This is a genomic window from Nonomuraea aridisoli (genome assembly GCF_003236395.1).
GTDB lineage: Bacteria > Actinomycetota > Actinomycetes > Streptosporangiales > Streptosporangiaceae > Nonomuraea > Nonomuraea aridisoli.
Genome location: NZ_POUD01000003.1, coordinates 60,180 through 78,076, shown reverse-complemented (window position 1 = coordinate 78,076; position 17,897 = coordinate 60,180). Strand labels below are relative to the sequence as shown.

Below are 17,897 nucleotides of genomic sequence, written 5' to 3'. Positions count from 1 at the left end.
CACCGGCCGACCGCACACAGCCACGAAACATCGCCGTATCGACGATCACACAGGACGATCATGACGCTCGTGGCAGAGCAGGTACGCGGTACGGAGAAGTCGTGGCGATCGCGCCTCCACGTAGGCGACGAAGCGCGCGGCCTCGTTCCTCTCAAGGAAGGTTGCGGAAGACCCCTGAGGCTCTGCCGATCCTCCCGGTGGCCAGGAGCGGACCGCCTGGGACGGCGGACAACGACGTGAGCTGGCCACCGGCCGGAATTTTCGTCCAGTGGCCGACGAGGTCGCGATGGGCGAGGGCGGAGTCAAGCCCGTTGACATCGGTGGAGCCGACGAACCAGTGGCCACCCCTGCCGTCGGGAACGGGCGGGATCTCACGGGGCAGGCGCCCGGCCTTCACGGAGGTGTCCTCGGTCTGCCAGCCGGAACCGGTCCAGAAGAGCAGGAACGACGACATCCCGATCTCCCCGGTGATCCAGACGCCCGACGGATCGGCGGTGATGGCGCTCAGCCGAGCATGGAGCGGGCCGGGCGGGACGTCGGCGAACGGGGGCGGGGCCTTCGGCAGGTGCGCGCTCAGGTCGACTCGGGTCCAGGTCCTGCCGTCGAAGTGATGCACCGAGGGACCGTCGTCGTCGAGGGCCCAGACGTCGGAGGCCGAACGGGCGCTGACGTGGCGGGTGCGGAAGGAGACGCGCGACATCGACCAGGTCGTGCCGTCGTGGTGCCACACCTCGCGGTCACCCAGGAGCCACACGTCGTCACCGGCGGCGGCGAGGGTCCAGGCCGTGGCGGGTATCTTCCGTACGGTCGTCCACGCACGCCCGTCCCAGCGCAGGACGGAGCCACCGGCCAGGGCCCACACACGGGACGGGCCGGACGCGGCGACCGGGCCGACGTCTCCCCGCTCTACGGGGAAGTCGCTCTTCTTCCAGCGGTCGCCGTCCCAGTGGAATGCCGTGGGGCGGTGCGGGCCGTCGGCCACCGGCACCCAGGCGGCGATGCCGAGGATCTTCCAGCCGAAGGCCCAGGCGTCGTGCTCACCGGTGGCGATCACCTGCCCGTACGTGACCGACGGCTGGTCGGCCACCAGTTTCCACCGGTCGTTCCCGTCCGCCCAGGGAGCGGCCCACCACAACCACAGGCCGGCGACGACCACGACCGCGCCGGCCGTCCACCAGAGCCACGAGCCGGCAGCAACCAGAGACATGATCCGCAGCGTACGAAAGCCGCCGGAACAACACCTGAGTATCCGTACTCAGCCGGACCTGAGCGGTTTTGACACCTTTCACGGATAACCGCTATCTATGGGCTAACCGTAAGGGGAGGGTGGAGTGCAGGACGCAGGGATGCCCGCCGAAGAGCCGTCGCACGGGGGCCACCGGCGCGCTCGGCCGCGGATTCGTAGCCCGCTGAGCGAGCCGGACCGTAACGGCGCCGGAGAAAGCCCGCGCGGGCGGCGGCGCCGCGCCGCGTCCGACGACGCCCAGGCGAAGCGCCCGCAGCCAGGTCGCGACCGGTTACGGAGATCCGGCGACCGGGGACGAGACGGCGGGGGTGACGACGGCCCCAGGGACCCTCAGGGGCGGTCGGACGAGGGCGGGGAGCGCCCGCGCCGTACCGGCTGGAAACGGTTCGTCCCCAGCTGGAAGGTCGTGGTGCTCGCCTGCACGGTGCTGGCGACGGGGCTGTTCGGCATGATCATGGTGGCGTACGCCAGCGTGTCGTTGCCCGAGGAGACCCAGGCCCACGCGGTCGAGCAAGGCAGCATCATCTACTACCGGGACGGCAAGACCGAGCTCGCCCGGCTCGGCACCAAACGCGAGATCGTCCCGCTCTCCAAGATCCCGCTGCACGTCCAGGACGCCTTCATCGCCGCGGAGAACCGCACGTTCCGCACCGACCCGGGCATCTCGGTGTCCGGCATCGGGCGGGCGGTGTGGAGCACCGTGACCGGCCGGCAGGTGCAGGGCGGTTCGACGATCACCCAGGAGATGGTGCGCGGCTACTACGACGGCCTCAGCCAGGAGCGCACACTGCAGCGCAAGGTCAAGGAGATCTTCGTCGCGATCCGCGCCGGTAAGGAGATGTCGAAGGACGAGATCCTTTCCATCTACCTCAACACCATCTATTTCGGCCGCGGCGCGAACGGCATCCAGGCCGCCGCCCAGGCGTTCTTCGACAAGGACGTCGAGAAGCTGACCCCCGCCGAAGGCGCCTACCTGGCGGGCCGCATCCAGAGCCCGGTCGCGTTCGACAAGGCCGAGGCGGCCAAGAACTGGGCGCCGACCCGCGAGCGGTTCGCGTACGTCATCGACGGCATGGCGATCGTGGACCCGGCGAAGTACGGGCAGCTGCGAGAAACGGCGAAGTTCCCCGAGCTCGCCAAGCCGGACAGGAAAGAGATCTTCCACGGCATCAACGGCTACATGGTCGACATCGTGCAGCGTGAGCTGGAGGGGCGAGGGATCAGCAGGGAGAAGCTGCGCAGCGGCGGCTACCGGGTCACGACGACGTTCGACAAGAAGCTCATGCAGGCCGCGAAGAAGGCGGTCGAGGGCAATCTCGCCACCCTCGGCGACAAGCACATCCGCGCGAACATGGCCGCCGTGGACCCGCGCAACGGTCAGGTGATCGCGTTCTACAGCGGCCGCGACTACCTGAAGAGCTTCACCAACAACGCCTTCGACGCCTACAAGCAGGCCGCGTCGGCGTTCAAGCCGTACGTGCTGGCCGCCTGGCTCGAGAACGGCTACAGCCTCAGGAGTCACGTGTCCGGCGACGGACCGGTCACGCTGCCGGGCACGAAGCCGATCGGCAACTCGCACGACGTGGGCGCGGCCGTGCAGGTCGACCGGGCCACCGCCGAATCGGTGAACACGGCGTTCGCCACGATGGCGCAGGAGGTCGGGCTGAAGGCGGTCGAGAGGATCGCCGAGGGCGCCGGGATCGACAAGGACAATCTGGAGCAGGCCGTCGAGGACCACGCGTACGGCATGTCCATCGGCGCCGGCCTGGTCACCCCGGTCGAGCAGGCCACCGGGTACGGCATCTTCGCCAACGGCGGCGTCCACCACGACGCGCACGTCGTCATCTCGGTGAAGACGTTCCAGGGGATGGCCGTCATGAAGGAGGCCGGCCTGCCGAAAACGGTCATCAGCCCGGACACCGCCGCCGACGCCACCTACGCGATGCAGCAGGTCGTCAAGTCCGGCACCGCCGCGGGCACCGCGCTGCCGGGCGGGCGTCCGATCGCCGGCAAGACCGGCACCAACAACGAGAACAAGGAGGCCTGGTTCGTCGGCTACACCCCGCAAGTGTCCGCCGCCGTCGGGATGTACAAGGAGGTCCGGCGGACCGACCCGAAGACCGGGAAGGTCGTCAAGGACGCCAACGGCCATCCCCTGTCCAAGGAGGTCTCCCTCGGCGCCATCGAGGGCGCCGGTACGCCCACCGAGATCTGGCGCGACTTCATGACGATCGCGATGAACGGCAAGCCCGTCGTGCCGTTCCCGGCGCCCGTCTTCGGCGGGCAGGCGAACGACCTGGTGCAGAAGCCGGAGCCCAAGCCCGAGCCGGCCGAGGACCCGCTCGACGCGAACGACGAGCGCGACGATCCGTCCTGCTCCGCCGACCCCGCCTGCGGCGGCGAGGTGGGCGATGACGGCACAGGCGACAGCGACCTCGGCACGGACGACGACCCGTTCGCGGACGACGGGGACGACACGCTGAACGACAACGACGATCCCGGCGACATCACCACCTCCGACGACGCCGATATCTCCGCAGGTGGTCAGGGCCTCCCGTAGTGGGAGGGCATTGCCGGTTTCGAGGGTGTCTTTTGGGAAAGGACAGGGCCACCTATCCGCTTGGGAAGCCTTTCGCCTGGGAGATGCCATGCTTTCGCCTGCCGTCCCTAATCCTGCCGAGCCTCATGTCACGTCCGCGGGCCGCCGGGCCGGGACGGTGCGCCGGGGCGCCCGGAGATACTGCTCGGGCGACCCGCTCGACCTGGCGGGCGACGCTCATCTGTGGAGCGAGTTCGGCGAGGACAACCAGGGCACGCTCTACCGGTGCGACATCTGCGGCGTGACGGACGTGGGTGAGTCATTCGGGTGAGCGCTCACGGGCCAGGGATGGCTCCAGACGGGCGAGCCGGCGAGCCGGCCGGGTAGGCATCAGCATCGGACGCAGGTCGTGGCCACTGGTCGCGCGCGCAGGCGTTCGATGGGGATGGGGCCGCCGCAGCGGTCGCAGATGCCGTACGCGCCCCGGCTCAGCCGTTCGAGCGCGTGGTCCAGGTCGTCCAGGTGGGTTCTGGCCTGGTCGAGCAGGGCCTGCACATGGGCCCGCTCGAAGGCGATGGTGGCGCCGTCCGGGTCGTGCTCGTCGTCCGTGGCCACGAGTGCGGCGGAGGCGACGATGTCGTCCCAGGCACGCGTCAACGTCTCGATCCTCGCGAGGGTGCTCGCGCGTTCATCGGTGAGCAGGCCCCGCAGGGCCGCCTGCTGGGAGGCGGAGAGCGTGCGGGACTCTCGTCCGGCCGTCATTCCGCCAGGCTACCCGGCGGCGTCTCCCCCGCTCTCCGCCTGCCGAAGAGCCAGGCGCCGCCGGGTAACCGGGGCCGGGCTATGACCTGGCGCTCTTGACCGCGAGGGGGTCGGAGGGCGCGTCGGCCTTGGCCGCGGCCATGCGCTCGCCGAGTTCCTGCAGCTCCTTGCGTCCCATCGCGGCGCGGACCTGCGGGAACCAGTCCTTCTCCTCCTCCTCGACGTGGTGCCGGACGTTCTCCATGAGCACCGTCACCTTCGCGGTGAAGCGCTCGTCGGCCGGGTCGAGGTCCTTCAGCTCCGACAACATCCACACCACGACGTGATGCTCTTCGACGCTCTCCAGCACGTGGTCGCTCGTCTCGGGGACCTTGGCGCGGGCCGCCGGGTAGAAGATCTCCTCTTCGATGTACGCGTGCGTGACAAGCTCCTTCGTGATCGTGTCCACGATCTTGCGCTTCTCGGCGTGAGCTCGTTCGCCGGCCTGTTCGAAGCGCTTGAACAGGGCCTCGACGGTCTTGTGGTCTTCCTTGAGCAACACGATGGCGTCCATGTCTTCCTTCCTGCGCGCGAAGCCTGCTGCCGCTGTGATGGGGCCACGGCCGCCTGCCCCGCCGCGTGGCCGTGAAACGGATGGCCACGGAGCGCCACGCGTTGTCACACATCCGGGCGCTGCGTTGTCTGAGCTGGTGCACGGCCGGAGGGAGCCGGCCACCGTCCGACGAAGGAACCCCATGAGCATCGATCACTCTCACCACCTCGACAACCCGGACAAGAGCGGGCCGCCGCCGAAGATCGACGTCGTCGCCACCGTGCCGGGGGCGCCGCCCGCGCCGGAGGGGGCCGAGGCCATGACGATCCTGGTCACGTTGCCGCCGAACAGCCCCGGCGCGCCGCCGCACCGGCACTCCGGGCCCGCGTACGGGTTCGTCGTCAAGGGGGCCGTCAACTTCGAGCTGGAAGGCGAACCCGTGCGGGTCGTCCGGGCCGGGGAGGCGTTCTGGGAGCCCGGCGGCGACGTGATCCACTACCAGGACGGCAACCACTTGGCGGACGAGGAGTCGGCGTTCGTGGTGACGATGTTCTGCGCGCCTGGGCAGCCGATGCTGACCGTGGTCAGCCCGGAGGAGCTGGAAGCCCGGCGAGACCGCCGGGCGCCACGGTCATGACCGAGGTGACCCTGCCGGTACGGCCTGCCGCCCGGCGCGACTCGTAGCACGGGCTGCTGCTCGCCTACCGGGCGGACGGACGAGGGTCTCGCCGACCGCGACGTGCTCCGGCACGCGAGCCAGGACGGCGCGTCGCCGTCCGGATCGTGACGGCGAGCAGCAGCACACAGACGGCCGCGATGGCCGCGACCACCGCGGCCACACCGGTCCAGGGCGTCGCGACCGGCAGCGACAACACGGCGACGACGCACCCCAGCACCGTGGCCGGACGGAGGACGGGCTCCGCGCTGACCAGCGCGTGAACCGCCCACAGCAGGGCGAGACACACGCCGACCGGGACGGCGACCGCGTAGCCGGCTGCCAGGGGCGACGCCGCGACGTCGTGCCCGCTCCGCTCCACCGCCACCTCGAGCCCGGCGCCGAGGGCCGCCAGGGCCGCGAAGATGCCGTAGTGGCCGTATCCCCACAGGTACGACCGGTCACGGCGGCTGCTCAGCCCTTCCCCCGCCGGCCCGAGGAAGTACAGCCACCACAGAGCGAACAGCAGGACGAGCCCGGAGCCGGCGACGACCACGAAGGGACCGCTGACCCGGCCCGCTTCGAGCGCCCCCTCGACTCCCCTGCTCGCGGCCAGCACACTCTCACCGAGCAGGATGATCGTGAACAGCCCGTAGCGCTCGGCGATGTGGTGCGGATGCCAGTGGGTGGCTCTGGCCCGCTCCGCCCACCGTGGCACCGCGAGTTCCAGGACGGCCAGGCAGACGAAGGACGGCAGGCCGAGCGACGGGGGCAGGACCTCCGTGCCCACGAGGACGAGCCGGAGCAGCCAGCCCACCTGCAGCACGGCGATGCCGACGGCGTAGCGCAGCGCGGTGCGGCGGCGCGCCGGGTCTTCGCGGCCGGCCCGCAGCCATTGGGCGACGAGCCCGATCCTCATGACGAGGTAGCCCAGCGTGATGATCCCGTAGTCGGAGTGATCGGCCGCGGCGGCGACTCCGGCCGCGAGGACCAGCACGCCGGCCATCTGCACCATGGTCAGCAGCCGGTAGGCGACATCGTCGGTGTCGTAGGACGAGGCGAACCACGTGAAGTTCATCCACGCCCACCAGATCGCGAAGAACACCTGGAGGAACGGGATCAGCCCGGCGAGGCCGTGACCGTCCGCGATGTCGTGCGCGAACTGCGCGGTGACGGCCGCGACCGCCACCACGAAGGTCAGGTCGAACAGCAGCTCCAGCTGGCTCGACGCGCGGTGCGGCTCATCGATGGCACGAGCGCTCATCCGGACCCGGGTCCGGATCGTGGTGCCTGCTGATGGCAAGGTCGTTCTCCTGTCTACGCGACGTACGTTCCGTCGCGAAGACCGGACGACGTGCCGATTTGTGACAACGCGCCGACGATGCCGCCCGCCGGGCGTGGCCCGGCGGGCGGCATCTCGGCGTGACGCCCGCTCCCGCACGGCGGCGCAGGAAGCGCGTCTACCGTGGATCGCCGGCTTGTGAGCCGTCCTCCAGCACCTCGACCGCGTCGAGCAGCCCCCGCAGGCCGATCTCCTCGCGTTCGACGTCCGTCGGGTCGAACAGCCAGTCGCTGATCGGCAGGTCCGCAACCTCCTCCGGGTGGCCGGCCTCGGCCAGGGCCACCTCCGCCTCGATCTCGATCTCCAGCTCGTGCAGGAAGTCGTTCTCGCCGCTCTGGGCGCTCATCAGTCCTCCGTACGTGACGTGAATGGACGTCCGGCCGACCGGCCGGTGACGGGCTACTTTCCGGTGGCCTCTCGGCCGGGCCAGTCCTGGTAACGGATCTTGCCGAGGGTGGCTCCGTCACCCGGGACGAGCGACCGCTCGCTCAGCTCGCTGCCGAAGTAGCGCGCGTGCGGGTCGGTGACCACCTCGCGCGGGTCGCCCCAGGCGGCCAGCGCCTGGCGGAAGAACTCGTCCATCCGGTACTGCTCGGGCCCGGCGATCTCGATCCTGCCGTTCAGCGGCGCGCCCACCGCTGCTCGGCCGACCGCCTGGGCGACGTCGTCACCGGCGATCGGCTGGAAGAGCACAGGTGCCATGTGCACCCGGCCGTCCACCGTGGCGTCGTCGGCGATGCCGCGGGTGAACTCGAAGAACTGGGTCGCGTGCACGAGCGAGAACGGGATCCCCGACTTCTCGATGAGCTGCTCCTGAGCGATCTTCGCCGCGAAGTAGCCGTTCTCCGGCAAGCGCTCCGTTCCGACGATCGACAACGCGACGTGGTGACCCACCCCCGCCGCCGCCTCGGCCGCGAGCAGGTTGCCCGTGGAGGTCTCGAAGAACTTCAGCACCGCGGCCCGCTCGAACGACGGCGAGTTGGACACGTCCACCACCACCTGCGCACCGGCCAGCACCTCGGCCAGCCCCTCGCCGGTCAGCGTGTTGACGCCGGTGTTCGGCGACGCGGCCACCGCCTCGTGACCGTGCTCTCGCAGCTTCGTCACCAGCTTCGACCCGATCAGGCCGGTCCCGCCGATTACCACGATCTTCATCGCGTACCTTTCCGTCCGCCGGGCGACCTCGTCGCCGCCCGGTCGCCAGCTAAGACCGGACAGCCTTGAGGGCTGTGACAGCTGCCGCGAAATTCCTCAGCCGCGGTCAACCACGGGTCTTCCGGTAGGCGTCCTTCAGGCAGATCCTGCGCCGAAGGTTCTGTGTGGCTTTGTACGCACTCGGGGTCATGTGTGGATTTCGACGTACAGCGCGGCGGCGGCCCGCTCTAACGTCCTGGATGTCCGAACGACACAGACACCAGAACGTGAGAGTGAGACTCCGATGAACACCATTGAGCAGAAGGTCGGCAACGGCACCTCGTGGCAGCGCGTGATGGCCCGCGGAGTGATGGGCATGGCCGCCGCGGCCCTGGCCGTCGGCGTGATGTCGGTTCCGGCCGGAGCCACCACCACCACCGCCGCCGCCACCACCGGCTCCACCGCGTCCGCTGCTTCCACGGCCGCGACGAGCCAGGCCAGGAGCTACTACTTCGCCTCTGTGCTCCTCGGCAAGAACGAGGTTCGCGAGAAGGGCAAGAAGGTGAACGACCGCGACGGGCTGGCGGTCGCCAAGTTCCGCATCCAGGGCAACCGCCTGTACTACCTCGTCCAGTGGAAGAACGTCGCCAGGCCCACCGCGTTCCACATTCACCGCGGCAAGGCCGGCGTGAACGGCCCCGTCGTCATCGACCTGCTGTCCAACGGCAAGACCCGGGGCAACACGAGCGTCGGCTCCGTCGTCGTCAAGGACCTGAGCGTGCTCAACGGGATCAAGACCAACCCGAAGAACTGGTACGCCAACCTGCACACCAAGCAGTTCGCCGACGGCGCGGTCCGCGGCCAGCTCGTCAAGGGCGGGCGCTGGTAGATCCGGCGCGTACGTGTACTCGATGGCGAGCTCGTTATCCACGGGTTGACGGCACGACAGTAAGCCGCAATTTGGGCGAGACGCCGAGATTTCCGCCAACTAGGCTTCGGGATCGAGCTTTGCCGGCATCCGAATAGCTCGGGGCTGCCCGAATGACCGTTCTTGCGTATCGAGAAAAGAGCAAGAAACCCATTATGGAGCGGAAAATCACGCTGCGGGTGGACGGAAAAGAGCGCACACTCACCGTCGACACACGTACCACCTTGTTGGACGCGCTGCGCGAGCGGCTCGGCGTCACCAGTGCGAAGAAGGGATGCGACCACGGGCAGTGCGGAGCGTGCACGGTCATGGTCGACGGCCTGCGGGTCAACAGTTGTCTCACGCTCGCGGTGGCCAGAGAAGGCGCCGAGGTCGTCACCGCCGACGGGCTGGCCGAGGGTGACGAGCTGCACCCGGTGCAGCGTTCGTTCATCTCCCATGACGCCTTCCAGTGCGGCTACTGCACGCCCGGCCAGATCATCTCGGCGGTGGCCATGATGCGCGAGGCCGAGGAGGGATGGCCGAGCGTGGTGAGCGAGGACCTGGACGCCGACGAGTTCCCGCTCAGCCGCGAGGAGATCGCCGAACGGATGAGCGGCAACCTGTGCCGGTGCGCCGCGTACGTCAACATCGTGGAGGCGATCGAAGAGGTGGCGCGGTCATGAAGCCGTTCGTCTACGAGCGCGCCACGGACGTCTCGTCCGCCGTCGCCGCCGTGGCCGGCCGTCCGGATGCCAGTTTCCTCGCGGGCGGCTCGAACCTGGTCGACCTGATGAAGATGGAAGTGGTCAAACCGGAGCTGCTGGTCGACATCCGGCATCTCATCTCGCACACGATCGAGGAGCTGCCCGGAGGCGGGCTCCGGATCGGTGCGGGCGTGTCGAACAACGAGCTGGCCGCCGACCGGCGGGTCCGGCGGCGCTACCCGATGGTGTCGCAGGCCGTGCTCGCGGGGGCGTCGTTCCAGCTGCGCAACCTGGCCACGGTCGGGGGGAACTTCCTGCAGCGCACCCGCTGCCCGTACTTCCGCGACGTCTCCATGCCGTGCAACAAGCGTGAGCCGGGCACGGCCTGCTCCGCCCTGGAGGGGCACCAGCGCGACATGGCGATCCTCGGCGCCTCCGAGAGCTGCGTCGCCATGCACCCGTCCGACATGGGGGTGGCCATGGCCGCGCTCGACGCGGTCATCCGCACCGTCGGCCCCGACGGCGAGCGGACGATCCCGGTCAACGAGCTGTACCGGTCGCCGGCCGACGGGCCCGAGCGCGACACCGTGCTGAAGCACGGCGAGCTCATCACCGCCGTCGACCTGCCCGACGTGCCGGTGGCCGCCACCTCGCGCTACCGCAAGGTACGCGACCGCGCCTCGTACGCGTTCGCCCTGGTCTCCGTGGCGGCGGCGCTCAGAGTGCGGGGCGGCGCCGTGCGGGAGGTGCGCATCGCCCTCGGAGGCGTGGCGCACAAGCCCTGGCGGGCGCGCACGGCCGAGCGGCACCTGATCGGCCGCCCCGCGACGGAGGCGAACTTCCGCGCCGCCGCCGAGGCCGAGCTGGCCGCGGCCGAGCCGCTGAAGGGCAACGCGTTCAAGGTGCCGCTCGCCCGCAACACCATCGTCAGCATGCTGCGCACCCTGGCCGAGGAGGCATGACGCGCATGAACGACCAGCCTTCTCGCCGTACCGTCATCAAGGCCGGTGTGGGCGCTCTCGGCGCGGCCGTGCTGCCCGTCGGGGCGGATCCGGCCCGTGCCTCCACCGCCGTGACGGCGGTGGAGGCGGCCGGCAGACCCGTCCGAGGGGGCATCGGCGCGGCGCTCAAGCGCGTCGAAGGCCCGCTGAAGGTGCGCGGTGCGGCCACCTACGCCTACGAGTGGCCGGTCGAGAACCCGGCCTACCTGTATCCGCTGCTCTCCACGATCGCCACCGGCCGGATCACCGGGGTCGGCACGGAGGCCGCGCTGGCCGAGCCCGGCGTGCTGGGCGTGCTCACCCACCTGAACGCCCCCAAGCTCGCCTCGGCCGAGCCGGAGGTCGTGATCCTGCAGTCCGACAGGGTGCTCCACCACGGGCAGATCGTCGGCGCGGTCATCGCGGAGAGCATCGAGACCGCCCGGTACGCGGCCGGCCTGGTCACGTTCGAGTACGCCGCGGAGCCGGTCGACGTCGACCTGCGGGCCGACCGTGACGACCTGCGCAAGCCCCAGCACGCCCAGGGGTTCGGCCAGCTCCCCGGTGACCTCATGAACGGCTCGCCCGCCGACACGGCCGTGGGGGACTTCGAGGCCGGGATGGCGTCGGCGGTGCACCAGCTGGACGAGACGTACACCACGCCGATCCAGCAGCACAACCCGATGGAGCCGCACGCCGCCGTCGCCACCTGGACCGATGACGAGATCACCCTCTACTGCGGCTCGCAGGGCGTCACCACCCCGCAGGGGCTGCTGGCCACCGCGTTCGGCGTCGAACCGGCGCGCCTGCGTCTCGTCTCCCCCTACGTCGGCGGCGCGTTCGGCTCGAAGGACTTCTCCGCTCTGTGGGGCACGCTGGCCCTGATGGGCGCGCGGCTCGTCCCCGGCAGGCCGGTGAAGCTGATGTTCACCCGTCAGCAGATGTTCACGCTCGTCGGCCACCGCCCCGCATCCGTCCAGCGTGTCCGGCTCGGCGCGGACGCCCGCGGCAGGCTCGTCGCGATCGCGCACGACACCGTGCAGGAGACCGCCAAGGCCAAGCAGTACGCCGAGCAGACGGTCCAGGGAAGCCGGACCATGTACGCCGCGCCCCACCGGCGGACGACCACGCGGATCGCCCTCCTGGACCTGCCCGTCCCGACGATCATGCGCGGGCCGGGCGAGTCCACCGGCATGTTCGCGCTGGAGTCGGCGATGGACGAGCTCGCCCTCAAGATGGGCATGGACCCGATCGAGTTCCGCCTCCGCAACGAGCCGGAGACCCATCCCGAGTCCGGGCAGCCGTTCTCCAGCCGCCACCTGGTCAGGTGTTTCGAGGAGGGCGCCCGCCGGTTCGGCTGGAAACACCGCGACAAGAAGCCGCGGGCACGGCGAAAGGACGGCTGGCTGATCGGCACGGGTGTGGCCGCCGCGACCTACCCGTCGCCGCGCCTGCCGGGAAGCACCGCCTCCGCGAGCGTGGACAAGGACGGCCGCTACACCGTGCGGATCGCCGCCTCCGACATCGGCACCGGTTCCTGGACGACGCTCGCCCAGATCGCCGCCGAGGCGCTGGGCGTCCCTCTGGACCGCGTGACCCTGCACATCGGCGACACGAGGTATCCCCGCGCGTCGAGTGGCGGCTTCTCGTCGGGCATCAACAGCTGGGGCACGACGATCTACGCCGCCGCCCGGGAGCTGCGCGCGGCCCTGGACAAGAACGGCGGCACGATCCCCGCGGAGGGCCTGGAGGTCACCACCGCCATGCCCGACGACCCCAACCTCGCGAAGTACGAGTTCAACAGCTTCGGCGCCCAGTTCGCCGAGGTCCGCGTGCACGAGGACACCGGCGAGGTACGGGTGCCGCGGCTGCTCGGCGTGTTCGACATCGGCCGGGTCATCAACCCGCTGACGGCCCGTTCGCAGCTGCTCGGCGGCATGACGTGGGGCCTGTCCATGGCGCTGTTCGAGGAGACCGTGGTGGACCACCGCTACGGCAACTTCGTCAACAACGACCTCGCCGGGTACCACGTGGCGGCCAACGCCGACGTGGGCTCCATCGAGGTGCACATGCTGGACGAGCGCGACCCGTACATCAACCCGATGGGCTCCAAGGGCGCGGGCGAGGTCGGCATCATCGGCACGGCCGCCGCCATCGCCAACGCGGTCCACAACGCCACCGGCGTCCGCGTCCGCGACCTGCCGATCACCCTGGACAAACTCTTCCGCTAGGACGCTCGACGTCGCCGTGCCCAGACTCTCGTCGAGGTCTGGGCACGCTTTCTTGTCGAACCGCCTCGATCGTCAGGTAGTCTCAGCCGCCCGGCACAGGTTCCCTGCCCGCGATCTCAAGGAGGAGACGGCGCCGCTGATGGACATGATGGAGCAGGCCGCGGCCCTCAAGGAACGTCTGGTGGCGTTCGCCCTGTCGCCGCGGTTCGCCCGCGAGCTGGACCGAGCCTTCCAGTTGAGCGACCCCGACGGCCTCGTCGAGGACGAGGCGACCGCAAGCATGATCGTCGACCATTTCGCCCTGCAGCACCGGCTCGCCTCCGGCGACACGGTGATCGACGCCTTCCTGCGAACCCACCCCGATCTGAGCCCGCAGGAGCAGGCGCTGCTCCTCAGCTGGAAGGACGTGGTCGAAGGCATCTTCGAAGTCCGGGGAAAGGACCAGGAGGCGCTGACCCTCTTCAACCTCGTGGACGAGCTCGTCTACCGCGCCCGGTCCAATATGGGCATGTCCGCCCTGCACACGATCGACGAGGGCATGTTCCTCATCTGCCGCCTGGTGCCGCTCGGCGACGGCTGGATGATCAGCGCGGACATCTCCGTCCTTCCCGCCGACGCGCGCGACGAGATGTTCTCCCAGGCCGCGGAGGTCGGCCTGCGCAAGCCCGCACTGGTCTTCCGCAACCAGGAGAAACTCGCCACCGCCCGCCGTCTCCTCGCCAAGCAGCGAGAGGTCTTCATCGACCTGTACGGCGCCGAGTACGTCGTGGTTCCGACAGACCAGCTGCGCTCCCGGCTCGACGCCTTCTGGCGGGCCCTCATGGATCGGGCACAGCCCGGCGCCCCACCCCGTGACGCCGAGCCTGATGAGCCGACGGACGCCGAGACGGTGGCGATCCACTTCGATCCGGAAACAGGCATCAGCCTCTACTTCGATTTCGGCCTGCTCCAAGAGCTCTTCGCGAACCCGAGCCTGATCGGCCGGCGCCGCTACCGCGAGACGCTGAGCTCCTACCTGCGCAGCGACGACATCTCCCCTGCGGCGATCAGACTTTTGACGGGCCCCGACCCGGACAACGCGAGCGTGGTCTTCGGCAAGCTGCTCAAGAAGAAGAACTTCTCCTGGCCCGAGCACGGGGAGTCACTGCTGCGCCGGTACAAGGCCCGCTACTTCGAGACGCCCCCACTGCCCACCACCGTCCCGGTCAGCGACACGATGGCCAGGCACCTGCGTGAACGGCCCGCCTGACGCGTCGAAGGGGGATGTGCGCTGGTGGTCACGCGATGCGCACCACCTGCCGTCATTTTCACCTTATATCAGATTTGCGCACCTCATGAGGCGCCGGAAAGTGCTCCATACTTGCCCGTTGCGAACCGACCCGACGAACGATGGAGCAACGCAATTGGGCTACGTGCTGGGTTTCGCGCACATCGACTCGACGAATTTCGCGGACGTCGGCGGAAAGGGGGTGCACCTGGGCGAGCTCTCGCGCATCGAGGGCATCAGCGTGCCGGACGGCTTCTGCGTCACGACAGACGCGTTCCAGCGGGCCGTGGCCGCGGTGCCGTCGATCGACGCCCAGCTCGACCTGCTGTCGCGGGTGGAACCGGATGACCGCGCGGCGATCCGCACGCTGAGCGAGGACATCCGCCGCGGCATCGAAGGCGTCGCGGTCCCCGACGAGCTGGTGGCGGAGATCGGCGAATCGCTCGCCCGGCTCGGGGAGCAGGCCGCGTACGCGGTGCGTTCCAGCGCGACGGCCGAGGACCTGCCGACCGCGTCCTTCGCCGGCCAGCAGGACTCGTACCTGAACATCGTGGGTCTGCCGGCGATCCTTCGGCACGTCCGACGGTGCTGGGCCTCGCTGTTCACCGAGCGGGCGGTGACCTACCGGAGCCGTAACGGCTTCGACCACCGGAAGGTACGGATGGCCGTGGTCGTACAGAAGATGGTGTTCCCGGACGCGGCCGGGATCCTCTTCACCGCGGACCCCGTGACCTCGAACCGGAAGGTCGCCACCGTCGAGGCCGGTTGGGGGCTCGGCGAGGCGCTCGTCTCCGGCCTGGTCTCCGGCGACGTCTACACGGTGCGCGACGACGAGGTCGTCACCGCGGCGGTCGCCACCAAGTCGATGTCCGTCCAGGCGTCGCCGGGAGGCGGCACCCAGGACGCTCCCGTCGAACCGCGGCGGCGGACGCAGCCGGCTCTGACGGATGCGCAGGTCGTGCGCCTGGTGCGGCTCGGCCGGCGGATCGAGGCGCACTACGGCCGGCCCCAGGACATCGAATGGTGCCTGGTCGGCGACGACTTCCACATCGTCCAGAGCCGGCCGATCACCACCCTGTTCCCCGTCCCCGCGAGCGACGACCAGGAGAACCACGTCTACGTGTCGGTCGGTCACCAGCAGATGATGACCGACGCGATGAAGCCGCTGGGGCTCTCCGTGTGGCAGCTGACGACCCCACGGCAGATGCACGAGGCGGGCGGACGGTTGTTCGTCGACGTGGCGCCCATCCTGGCGACGCCCGCCGGTCGCGCGAACCTCATCGGGACCCTGGGGAAGAACGACCCGCTCATCCGGGACGCGCTGCAGACCGTCGTCGACCGCGGCGACTTCCTCGCCTCGCTTCCTGACGAGGCCTCCGCCGCCGCGCCCGCCGGTGACCCGCCCGCCCCGATCGAGACCGATCCGGCCATCGTCACCGAGCTGATCCGGCGCGGTCAGGAGTCCGTCGCCACCCTGCGGCGCGAGATCCAGGGTCTCTCCGGCCCGGCGCTGCTCGACTTCATCCTGGCCGACATCGCGGAGCTGAAGCGCATCCTGTTCGATCCGCGCGGCCACCAGGTGATCATGGCGGGGATGGAGGCGGCCTGGTGGCTCAACGACCACCTCGAGGAGTGGCTGGGCGAGAAGAACGCGGCCGACGTGCTCACGCAGTCCGTCCCGCACAACGTCACGTCGGAGATGGGGCTGGCGCTCCTCGACGTCGCCGACGCCATCCGGCCGCACGCGGACGTCGTGGCGTTCCTGCAACGCGTCGTGGACGAGGGCCGGGAGGGCGACGGCTTCCTGGACGAGCTGGCCGGGCTGGCCGGCGGGCGGGAAGCACGTGACGCCGTCCGGGGCTTCCTCGACGAGTACGGCATGCGCTGCGCGGGCGAGATCGACATCACCAGAACGCGCTGGAGCGAGCATCCCGCCACGCTCGTGCCCGTCATCCTGGCGAACATCAAGAACTTCGAGCCGGGCGCCGGCAAGCGACACTTCGAGCAAGGGCTCCAGGAGTCACGACGGAAGGAACAAGACCTGCTGACGCGGTTGCGCGCCCTCCCCCGCGGTGAGCGGAAGGCCGAGGAGACCAAGCGGATGATCGACCGCGTCCGCGCCTTCGCCGGATACCGGGAGTACCCCAAGTACGGCATGGTCAGCCGCTACTTCGCCTACAAGCAGGCGTTGCTGCGGGAAGCCGATCGCCTCGTCCGGTCCGGCGTCCTGGGCGAGAAGGACGACATCTTCTTCCTCCGGTTCCAGGAGTTGCAGGAAGTCGTGCGCACCCACGACGTGGACGCCGAGCTCATCCGGGAAAGGCGGGAGGCGTTCCGGTCGTACGAGGCGCTCACCCCGCCCCGCGTCATCACCTCGGACGGCGAGGCCGTCACCGGCCGGTATCGGCGTGACGACGCCCCGCCCGGCGCGCTGGCCGGCCTCCCCGTCTCGGCCGGGACCGTCGAGGGCCGTGCCCGGGTCGTCATGGACCTGGCGCGGGCCGACCTCGAGCCGGGCGACATCCTGGTCACCGCCTACACCGACCCCAGCTGGACCCCGCTGTTCGTCACCGTGGCCGGGCTGGTGACGGAGGTGGGCGGCCTCATGACGCACGGGGCGGTGATCGCGCGGGAGTACGGCCTGCCGGCCGTCGTGGGGGTGGAGCAGGCCACCCGGCTGATCCGCGACGGTCAGCGCATCCGCGTGCACGGAACCGACGGGTACGTCCAGATCCTCTCCTGAACCGTCGCGCCGGCCACCGGCGAGAGCAACCTACGGGTGCCGCGGCGACTTCCGAGCCCCGGCCGCGGCACCCCTGCCGATCAGCCGTCAGCGGGAACGGCTGACCCACGCCATCGATCGCGTCACGGACGACGAGCCGTGACGACGGGCCCGCGATCCACGGGCAGGCGCCGATCAGGCAAGACGCCGCAGGTGATGCGCGCTGCCGCGCCGCGAGGCGGGCCAGGCATGCGGATGTCAGACCCGCTGCCATGGCCGTATCAGCACGGCGACGGCTCGATATCAGCGCGACCGGCGACAGTGGACGCCATGAACACCTCACCGATCGCACTCCCGCCGCGTCCGCGACGGCGAAGCCGAGAACCGACGGCTCCGCCGCGCTGACGCGGCGGCGGGCTCGCTCACGACCGACGCTCAGACCGCCCCCATCACACCCCTACTAATCGGTGTTGCTCAGTACTGGTAGTCAGTGTTACTTTGTACCAGTAGCTAGCGTTGCTGAGTAGCGAAGGGGGTGACGATGGGCAAGCAGCTGACGGAGATGCTGAAGGGAACGCTGGAGGGCCTCGTCCTGGCGATCCTGTCCGGCCGGCCCGCGTACGGCTACGAGATCACGGCGTGGCTGCGGGATCAGGGCTTCTCCGACATCGCCGAGGGCACCGTCTACGCGTTGCTGGTCCGGGTCGAGCGGCGCGGCCTGGTCGACGTGGAGAAGGTCCCGTCCGAGAAGGGGCCGCCGCGCAAGGTGTACTCCCTCAACGCCCAGGGACGGGCGTATCTCGAAGAGTTCTGGACGACCTGGAGCTTCCTGGCCGAGAGGCTCGAACGGCTCCGCGAAGGAGGTAAGTAGAC

16 protein-coding genes are annotated in these 17,897 nt (G+C 69.8%); 10 read left to right on the top strand and 6 right to left on the bottom strand.

Annotated features, from left to right (window positions below):
• Positions 1-151: 151 nt before the first annotated feature.
• Positions 152-1,207 (bottom strand): hypothetical protein, encoded by a 1,056-nt coding sequence (locus tag C1J01_RS01515; protein ID WP_146615434.1) that lies wholly within the window; start codon positions 1,205-1,207, stop codon positions 152-154.
• 124 nt (positions 1,208-1,331) lie between these two features.
• On the opposite strand from C1J01_RS01515, the gene C1J01_RS01510 reads away from it, so the two are divergent.
• The gene (locus C1J01_RS01510; protein ID WP_146615433.1) at positions 1,332-3,806 is read left to right on the top strand and encodes a transglycosylase domain-containing protein; all 2,475 of its coding nucleotides are present in this window, start codon (positions 1,332-1,334) and stop codon (positions 3,804-3,806) included.
• A gap of 88 nt (positions 3,807-3,894) precedes the next feature.
• Positions 3,895-4,116 carry a hypothetical protein gene (locus C1J01_RS48955; RefSeq protein ID WP_146615432.1) on the top strand — a complete coding sequence of 74 codons (222 nt, stop codon included), beginning with the start codon at positions 3,895-3,897 and terminating at the stop codon, positions 4,114-4,116.
• Positions 4,117-4,175: 59 nt separating this feature from the next.
• Here the strand turns inward: C1J01_RS48955 and C1J01_RS01505 are convergent, their stop codons facing one another.
• Together C1J01_RS01505 and C1J01_RS01500 are read right to left on the bottom strand one after the other, a co-directional pair.
• Complete coding sequence (locus C1J01_RS01505) at positions 4,176-4,547, bottom strand: TraR/DksA family transcriptional regulator (protein ID WP_111175226.1); 372 nt, start codon at positions 4,545-4,547, stop codon at positions 4,176-4,178.
• 79 nt (positions 4,548-4,626) lie between these two features.
• The gene (locus C1J01_RS01500) at positions 4,627-5,100 is read right to left on the bottom strand and encodes a hemerythrin domain-containing protein (RefSeq protein ID WP_111175225.1); all 474 of its coding nucleotides are present in this window, start codon (positions 5,098-5,100) and stop codon (positions 4,627-4,629) included.
• A 181-nt stretch (positions 5,101-5,281) separates the two neighbouring features.
• Here C1J01_RS01500 and C1J01_RS01495 point away from each other — a divergent pair, with 181 nt between their 5' ends.
• Positions 5,282-5,716 carry a cupin domain-containing protein gene (locus C1J01_RS01495; RefSeq protein ID WP_111175224.1) on the top strand — a complete coding sequence of 145 codons (435 nt, stop codon included), beginning with the start codon at positions 5,282-5,284 and terminating at the stop codon, positions 5,714-5,716.
• 64 nt (positions 5,717-5,780) lie between these two features.
• Here the strand turns inward: C1J01_RS01495 and C1J01_RS01490 are convergent, their stop codons facing one another.
• From C1J01_RS01490 to C1J01_RS01480, 3 genes are all read right to left on the bottom strand, one after another.
• On the bottom strand, positions 5,781-6,998 hold the full coding sequence (locus C1J01_RS01490) for a low temperature requirement protein A (RefSeq protein ID WP_111175223.1): 1,218 nt from the start codon (positions 6,996-6,998) through the stop codon (positions 5,781-5,783).
• 196 nt (positions 6,999-7,194) lie between these two features.
• Entirely contained in the window at positions 7,195-7,422 is a 228-nt protein-coding gene (locus tag C1J01_RS01485) for a hypothetical protein (protein ID WP_111175222.1), read from the bottom strand.
• A gap of 53 nt (positions 7,423-7,475) precedes the next feature.
• Complete coding sequence (locus C1J01_RS01480) at positions 7,476-8,231, bottom strand: SDR family oxidoreductase (protein ID WP_111175221.1); 756 nt, start codon at positions 8,229-8,231, stop codon at positions 7,476-7,478.
• Between the two features lie 283 nt (positions 8,232-8,514).
• Between C1J01_RS01480 and C1J01_RS01475 the strand changes: the two genes are divergently transcribed.
• The 7 genes from C1J01_RS01475 to C1J01_RS01445 all read left to right on the top strand — a co-directional run bounded on the left by C1J01_RS01475 (position 8,515) and on the right by C1J01_RS01445 (position 17,895).
• The gene (locus C1J01_RS01475; RefSeq protein ID WP_111175220.1) at positions 8,515-9,099 is read left to right on the top strand and encodes a CHRD domain-containing protein; all 585 of its coding nucleotides are present in this window, start codon (positions 8,515-8,517) and stop codon (positions 9,097-9,099) included.
• A 194-nt stretch (positions 9,100-9,293) separates the two neighbouring features.
• A complete protein-coding gene (locus tag C1J01_RS01470) occupies positions 9,294-9,803 on the top strand; it encodes a 2Fe-2S iron-sulfur cluster-binding protein (RefSeq protein WP_111175219.1) in 510 nt (169 codons plus the stop codon).
• Positions 9,800-10,786 carry an FAD binding domain-containing protein gene (locus C1J01_RS01465; RefSeq protein ID WP_111175218.1) on the top strand — a complete coding sequence of 329 codons (987 nt, stop codon included), beginning with the start codon at positions 9,800-9,802 and terminating at the stop codon, positions 10,784-10,786. The genes C1J01_RS01470 and C1J01_RS01465 overlap by 4 nt, the downstream gene beginning before the upstream one ends.
• Entirely contained in the window at positions 10,783-13,035 is a 2,253-nt protein-coding gene (locus tag C1J01_RS01460) for a xanthine dehydrogenase family protein molybdopterin-binding subunit (protein ID WP_235854169.1), read from the top strand. Before C1J01_RS01465 ends, C1J01_RS01460 begins: the two co-directional genes overlap by 4 nt.
• Positions 13,036-13,174: 139 nt before the next feature.
• Entirely contained in the window at positions 13,175-14,284 is a 1,110-nt protein-coding gene (locus tag C1J01_RS01455; protein WP_111175216.1) for a DUF7986 domain-containing protein, read from the top strand.
• A gap of 163 nt (positions 14,285-14,447) precedes the next feature.
• Positions 14,448-17,045, top strand: coding sequence for a rifamycin-inactivating phosphotransferase (gene rph / locus C1J01_RS01450; RefSeq protein WP_235854182.1), 2,598 nt, complete (start codon positions 14,448-14,450; stop codon positions 17,043-17,045).
• A gap of 520 nt (positions 17,046-17,565) precedes the next feature.
• Positions 17,566-17,895, top strand: a complete 330-nt coding sequence (locus tag C1J01_RS01445; protein ID WP_111175214.1) for a PadR family transcriptional regulator — start codon at positions 17,566-17,568, stop codon at positions 17,893-17,895.
• Positions 17,896-17,897: the final 2 nt, after the last annotated feature.